Genomic DNA, 6,216 nt, shown 5'->3' with positions numbered 1-6,216 from the left:
CCTCTGGGTCGGGGCCGTCGGGGCGGGGTGGTTGGCCGCGACTGCGGGCCGAGGCTGCTCGGTCGGGGCGGGCTCTGGCGGGGTCTGCTGCCGCGGTGTTTGCGCGGCCCGAGTCGGCTCGGACGGTGTCGGCTCGGCCTGGGGCTGCTCGGGCCGGGCCTGTGCGGTCGGGGGCTGCTCCGGCCGGGCCTGCTCGGTCCGGGGCTGCTCCGGCCGGGCCTGCTCGGTCGGGGTCCGCTCGGGCCGGCTCGGCTCGGTCGGGGTCTGCTCCGCCGGGGTAGCGGGTGCGGGAGCGGTCTGCTTCCGTGTGGCGCTCTTGCGTGGGCTCGCCGCGCGCTTGGCCGGGGTCGCGGTGCGCTTGGCCGGGGTGGCGGTGGGCTTGGTCGGGATCGCGGTGCGCTTGGCCGGGGTGGTGGCGGTCGAGCGCGCGGCGCGCTTGGCCGGAGTGGCCTGGGTCACCTCGGCCGACGGCGTCGTGGGCGTCTGCTCAGCGATCGGGGCGGCGGCTGCCTCCCGCGCGGCGGCCTTGCGAGCCGGGGCGCCTCGGCTTGCTCGGGCCTTCGGCGTCCGAACCGGTGGAGCGGCCGGTTGCTGAGAGCTGCCCTCGGATGCTCCCGCGTCCGCTGGCGTCGCCGAACTGCCCTGTTCAATCGGATCAGCGTTGGCGGGTTGGTCCGCACTTCCTGCCGGAGCGTCCGGTTGGCCCGACTGGTCGACGCCCGCCGTTGGGCGACTCGGCGGGTCGGCCCGGTCCACGCTCGCCGCCGGGCTGGCCGGTGGAGCGTCCCGGTTGACGCCCGTCGCGCCGCTCGCGTCGGTGGGTGCGGGGACCGGCTGTCGGGGCAGGGGACGATCCGGCTCCGGTGGCTGGAAGACCACCGCCGGTGCGGGCTTCGGCCGCCGAGGACGCTGGGTGGCCGGGGTCGCTGCCGGGGCCGCCTTCTCCACGGACTGCTCCGTAGCCGTCGGCGGAGTGAAGGTTGCCCGCGGGGAGCGCCGGCGCACTCGGTCAGCAGGCTCTCGGCGGGTCGGCTCGGCGGGCGGCTGCTCCTGCATATCGATGGAGCGTAGTCCCGATCACGCCCGCGCACAGCGTGAAAACACCGGGTTCGGCGGCCTCGGCGGGCGTACCCCGGAAGTCGTTTTGCTCCCCGTGGGTGACGACCTGTATCCTCGGGCGCGGTGGTCTGCGGGCCACCAGGGAGACTTCGCCTAGTCTGGTCTATGGCGCCGCACTGCTAATGCGGTTGGGGTCTTAAAGCCCCTCCCGGGTTCGAATCCCGGAGTCTCCGCGCGAAAGCCGGGTGTGTACACTGGCTGAGCACCTGCGCCCGTAGCTCAATGGATAGAGCATCTGACTACGGATCAGAAGGTTAGGGGTTCGAGTCCCTTCGGGCGCACAGACAGCCCCCTACCAGCCTTTCAAGGCGGTAGGGGGCTTCTTTCTGTCTGGCCACTCAGCGCTACAGATTCTTACTTCCCGTGCATTGGCAAGATCAACTCGCTCCACCTCAACGCCTGCGAGCGTGACCTCAAGATCCGTAACCGCAGCCCTCTTCCGGGAACAGTTGGAGGCGCCGTGCTCCCGTGATCGACAGAAACCTAGTTGCTGGGTTTGCTGGCGTCGAGGGCGGCCTGCTCCACTCGCTGGCGGTAGTCCAGCCACCATGCCTCGTCGGCGGGGGGCAGGTTGTCGTTCCTGGGCAGCAGCCCGGCCGCGCCGTCGATGAGTTCGCGCACGATGTCAGCGTGGCCTGCGTGCCGTTGTGTTTCCGCGATGACGTGGACCAGGACGTGGTGCAACGTGACCGCTGCATCGCCCCACCACGGCACGCGGCCGACCTCATCCAGTGCAAGGGCTTCAATGGTGGTGTCGGCGTGGGCGCTCGCGCGACGGTGCAGTGCGACGATCTCCTCGCGGGTCTCATCCGCGGTCGCCCACATGTCGGCATTGGTCTCCGCTCCGTCGCCGACGTACGGCAGCTCCTGCTCGAACGGCCGGCCGAACACGACGCCGAAGTAGAGGATCTCCATGGCCGCCGAGTGCTTCACCAGCCCGAGCAAGTTGGTTGCGGTCCGGGTCAACGGACGCCGAATATCGTATTCGCCGAGCCCGTCGAGCTTCCACAGCAGCGCGTCGCGGCCGCCCTTCAAGTAACTGTGCAGGTCTGCCTTCATCGCGGCACTATGGCATCCGGTTGGGTGTCGGCGCTGCCCCGGACGATCCACCGAGGCCCATGATCGGCAGGACACGCCCTAGGCCGTACGGCAGAGTGGCGATCGGGGGGAACCGGCGGCGGTGAAGCCGGGCACACCGCGGAAGAGCTCACCGGGCTGAGGTTCATGCTTCTTCGTGCGGCCATCCGACGCGCTATGGATGGCCGAGGGTCGGGTCGTCCCGCCAGCGGAGCTTGACCCCGTCGTCCCGCAAGACCCAGCGTGCCGCTGTGACCTGCGCCGACAGTATGGCTGACCTGCCGGAACAGTCCGTCGTTGCCCGGGCTCACCCCAGCAGCGCTGCATCTCGGGACAATTCATCCGACAACTCGGCACGGATTGTCAACAGCCTGGCACCAGGCGTCAAGCAATCACTCGCCTCGGCGGCGATCATGGAATTCGTCCGTGCGATGAGCAACGAGAGCGAGTGACATGAGATTTGCAATGAAGCCTCGACTACGACGTATTGCTGCTGGACTGCTGGCTAGCATCGCAGCGGCTGGCAGCCTGGTCGTCTCGTCCGCCGCACCGGCTAGCGCCGACACCTACACGTCGTGGAGATACTTGTTCAACGGGGCAACCCGGCATTGCCTGGCCACCGACTGGAGCACCAGCGTCTACACCTTTACCGGCTGCGATGGGCCGCAAAGGTGGCGAATGCAGGTTCTCGATGCCTACCCGGGCACCTTTATGCTGCAGAACGAGGCAACCGGACGCTGCCTGAAGCAACAGGACTTCTATCGGGTAATCAGCGCTTCCTGCGATGGATCCAAAGCCGAGTTCCGGTGGGAGGCATCGTCCGACTACGGCTGGGTCTGGAGCGCCAACACCAACGGTCTCCTGGTCACGGACTTCACCCGCAAGGTGTCTCTATACAATTCGGCAACCGCGCCCACTAATCAGGGGTGGTTCTGGAAATCCACCGCAGGTCCCGCTGATTCAGCTTCGGCCTCGCCGGCCGTGAGGCTCGTTCGTTAGACCTGTGCAGCACGAGAAGATTTAACGAACCACGAGTGGGCTGTGCTGGCGCCACTGCCGCCGGTACAGCCTGTTCGGGGCCACCGGTGCCGGGATCACCGGCAGGTCATCAACGCGGACGACTGCCAAATGCATCGACCGCGCGAAGGCCACCATCACCGACCGCATCACTGAGGCTCTGACCGCGTGCGGCCAACGGCCGGCGAAGCGGCGCAACTGTCGATAGCCGTCGCGGACAAGGGCTACGCGCATGACTCGACCCGCCGAGCCCTGCGGCAGCGAGGCATCCGACACGTCATCCCCGAACGCAGCGACCAGGTCGCCCGCCGCGCCTCCAAAGGCAGCGCCGGCGGGCGACCACCAGCCTTCGACAAGCAGGTCTACCGCAAACGCAACGTCGTGGAACGCTGCTTCAACCGGCTCAAACAGTGGCGTGACCTGGCTACCCGCTACGCCAAACGAGCGTCCCTCTACCAGGCCAGCCTCGTCCTCATCGCCGCCATCATCTGGCTTCCATGATCGACAGGACAGGCCCTAGTCGAACTGTCGCAGGGTCATTCGTCTCGGCACACACACTCGGCCGTTGTCTGGAGTCAGAACGACCTGGTCGACTGGAGATGCAGTGGTGAAGCGAACTAGGCGTAGGTCCTCGTCACTCGCCTGCGCAAAGTCCAGTGGGTCATCAGCCTCGTGCTTGCCAACTTGGGTCGACACAACGCCAGCGGTTCGCTGGGCGAAAGGCATGGAGATCCTGGAGGTCGTCAAGGTCGAGCTTGATTGCCGACCGTTCGGTGACGAGTCGAGGCCGATCGGCGTTCCTCCGGGAGGGGCAGAGGGGCTAGGGCTTCTCGGAGACGAAGACGCCCAGGCCCTGCCGGCCCAGAAGCTCCCCGCCCTCGATCAAGATGTCCACGGCCTTGCGGACGGTGACCGGGCTGGTGTCGTACTGCTCGGCTAGCTCGCGGGTGCTGGGGAGCTTGTCGCCGGGCTTTAGGAGGCCAGCGCTGATCCGGGCACGGAGGTCGTCGCGGACGACCCTCCACATCGGCTCAGCGCGAGGCATGGGCCAAGTTGACCACCCGCGAATTCGGGACACACGAGAGGGCGTAGCTTTACAAGCAATGCAAGTAAAGTAGGGGTATGGTGCGCCGCGAACCTCCCTTCCTGGTTGAGCTGGCCTGGGGCACGCTCGACGCCCACCGTCAGCGGAAGTGCCCCGACTGTTCTGCGGACGGGTGGTGCCCGAACGTAGCCCTCGCCCGAGCCCGGATCATCGTCTGGCGGGCGGTGAAGAACCGGTGAACCTCCGGGCTGGGGACCTCCTCCACATCACGCAGGCGGCCAGCGTCCAGTTTTCCACTCCGATCTTGTTCCGCCTCATCCGCGTACTGACGGACCGCATCACCTACGACGGGTGGGCTTGGATTGAGGGGTACCAGCTAGACGCCCGGGGCGAGGCGGTAGCCCGGCGGAAACTCTTCGTTCAGCCAGCCGGTCTCCGGAAGCTCTCCCCGTCGCCCCGTCCGGCCGCGCCTTCTGGCCGTAGGGAGCCTGCCCCCGGGCGGAAGGGCTCGGGGAAGCCTCGCGCCGTACGGCCGTAAGGGATCTCTTTAGTCCAAGGGGCGCCTACGGGTCAGAAGGTTAGGGGTTCGAGTCCCTTCGGGTGCACAGCATGATCAAGGCAGTGACCAGTGGAAAGGCACTTTGACGATCGGTAGCGATCGACTGGAGGGGCGTATTTTCGTGCATTCACGGATGCGCGACCCGCCGCTGACACTGCTTGACCCTCACGGAGAGTCGCCAAAGACAGCCTCTGGTGATGGCTGGCCCATCCCGTCCTCCCGGATCCGCGACCCGATCCCACTGCGAGACAGGGACCGCCTCGTCACGGGCGAAGCTGAGATGCCCCCCGGAGCACCCGGATCGGGCTGCCGTCGAGAAAGGCGCCGATGTCATCCACGGCGTCCCGGAAGAACGTCGCGTAGTTCAGCTCGCTGACATAGCCGAGGTGCGGCGTGGCCAGCACGTTCGGCAGCGTACGGAACTCATGGCCGGCGGGCAGCGGCTCCTCGTCGAACACGTCCAGCCCGGCCCCCGCGATCCGCCCCTCGCGCAGCGCGGACGCCAGGGCGGCCTGGTCGACGATCGCCGCCCGCGAGGTGTTGACCAGGTAGGCGGTGGGCTTCATCAGCGCGAGTTCCCGCGCGCCGACGAGCCCGCGCGTCCGGTCGCCGAGCACGAGGTGAACGGAGGCGACGTCGGAGCCGGCGAGCAGGGCGTCCAGGCCGGGGGCCAGCCGCGCGCCGGCCTCCTCGGCCCGCTCGCGCGTCAGGTTCTGGCTCCAGGCCAGCACGTCCATGCCGAACGCCCGCCCGACCGCCGCCACCTGCGACCCGATCCTGCCCAGGCCGAGCAGCCCGAGGGTGCGTCCGTGCAGGTCGGCGCCGAGGGTGTGCTGCCAGGGACCGTCGGTGCGCAGCGCGGTCGCCTCGGGCACCAGGTGGCGGGCCAGGCCGAGGATCAGTGCCCACGTCAGCTCGACCGTCGAGGTCCAGCCGCCGCCCGTGCCGCACACCGTGACGCCGTGCGCCCGCGCCGCCTCCAGGTCGATGGCGGCGTTGCTCATGCCGGTGGTGACGAGCAGCCGCAGGTGGGGCAGACGGTCGAACACCTCGGCAGGGAACGGCGTGCGCTCCCTCATGGCGACCACAATTTCGCTGTCGTGGATGGCGGCCACGAGCTCGTCGGTGCTCGTGAGGTGCTCGCGGAAGCTGGTGGCCCGGACCCGGGACCAGTCCGCCAGACCGAGTGCCACGCCCTGGTAGTCGTCCAGCACGGCGCAGCGAAGATCAGTTGACATGACGAACAATCCGCCTTCCATCCAGAGAAGTGCTTGGTAAGGATCTGCCGAAGTGTCGGTCTTTGGCGCTCTGACCGACGCAGGCCGACGCGCCATGCTGGCGCGGCCGGAGCCACGGGCCGGCCACTCTGGGAAGTTGGCTCAGCCGCTGGAGATCAGCA

At 68.1% G+C, this 6,216-nt stretch carries 4 protein-coding genes, 2 tRNA genes and 2 pseudogenes; 4 read left to right on the top strand and 4 right to left on the bottom strand.

The annotated features are described in order from the left end of the window. A pseudogene (locus tag DKT68_RS07195) lies at positions 1-459 on the bottom strand (hypothetical protein); the annotation flags it as partial. A gap of 742 nt (positions 460-1,201) precedes the next feature. On the opposite strand from DKT68_RS07195, the gene DKT68_RS07190 reads away from it, so the two are divergent. Beyond that, positions 1,202-1,292: transfer RNA gene (locus tag DKT68_RS07190), tRNA-Ser, on the top strand. Positions 1,293-1,327: 35 nt separating this feature from the next. Beyond that, a tRNA-Arg gene (locus tag DKT68_RS07185) sits at positions 1,328-1,400 on the top strand. Between the two features lie 202 nt (positions 1,401-1,602). Here the strand turns inward: DKT68_RS07185 and DKT68_RS07180 are convergent. Next, positions 1,603-2,178: a DinB family protein gene (locus DKT68_RS07180; RefSeq protein ID WP_109816629.1), complete on the bottom strand. Its 576-nt coding sequence runs from the start codon at positions 2,176-2,178 to the stop codon at positions 1,603-1,605. Between the two features lie 696 nt (positions 2,179-2,874). Between DKT68_RS07180 and DKT68_RS30880 the strand changes: the two genes are divergently transcribed. Both DKT68_RS30880 and DKT68_RS07175 read left to right on the top strand, forming a co-directional pair. Further along, positions 2,875-3,195, top strand: a complete 321-nt coding sequence (locus tag DKT68_RS30880) for a ricin-type beta-trefoil lectin domain protein (RefSeq protein WP_146218308.1) — start codon at positions 2,875-2,877, stop codon at positions 3,193-3,195. Positions 3,196-3,417: 222 nt separating this feature from the next. After that, positions 3,418-3,714, top strand: a pseudogene (locus DKT68_RS07175) (transposase); the annotation flags it as partial. Positions 3,715-4,033: 319 nt separating this feature from the next. Here DKT68_RS07175 and DKT68_RS07170 read toward each other — a convergent pair. Then, positions 4,034-4,258: a GntR family transcriptional regulator gene (locus DKT68_RS07170; RefSeq protein WP_109816628.1), complete on the bottom strand. Its 225-nt coding sequence runs from the start codon at positions 4,256-4,258 to the stop codon at positions 4,034-4,036. Positions 4,259-5,080: 822 nt separating this feature from the next. Beyond that, complete coding sequence (locus DKT68_RS07160; protein ID WP_109816626.1) at positions 5,081-6,055, bottom strand: D-2-hydroxyacid dehydrogenase family protein; 975 nt, start codon at positions 6,053-6,055, stop codon at positions 5,081-5,083. Positions 6,056-6,216: the final 161 nt, after the last annotated feature.

It is taken from the genome of Micromonospora acroterricola (assembly GCF_003172955.1).
Classification (GTDB): Bacteria; Actinomycetota; Actinomycetes; order Mycobacteriales; family Micromonosporaceae; genus Micromonospora; species Micromonospora acroterricola.
Note: the sequence above shows the minus strand (reverse complement) of the source record. Positions and strands in the feature narration are given on the sequence as shown.

Bases quoted from the DNA above. Each gene is read 5' to 3' on its own strand.
- DKT68_RS07180 (WP_109816629.1), bottom strand. From the start codon at position 2,178: ATGAAGGCAGACCTGCACAGTTACTTGAAGGGCGGCCGCGACGCGCTG.
- DKT68_RS30880 (WP_146218308.1), top strand. From the start codon at position 2,875: ATGCAGGTTCTCGATGCCTACCCGGGCACCTTTATGCTGCAGAACGAG.
- DKT68_RS07170 (WP_109816628.1), bottom strand. From the start codon at position 4,258: ATGCCTCGCGCTGAGCCGATGTGGAGGGTCGTCCGCGACGACCTCCGT.
- DKT68_RS07160 (WP_109816626.1), bottom strand. From the start codon at position 6,055: ATGTCAACTGATCTTCGCTGCGCCGTGCTGGACGACTACCAGGGCGTG.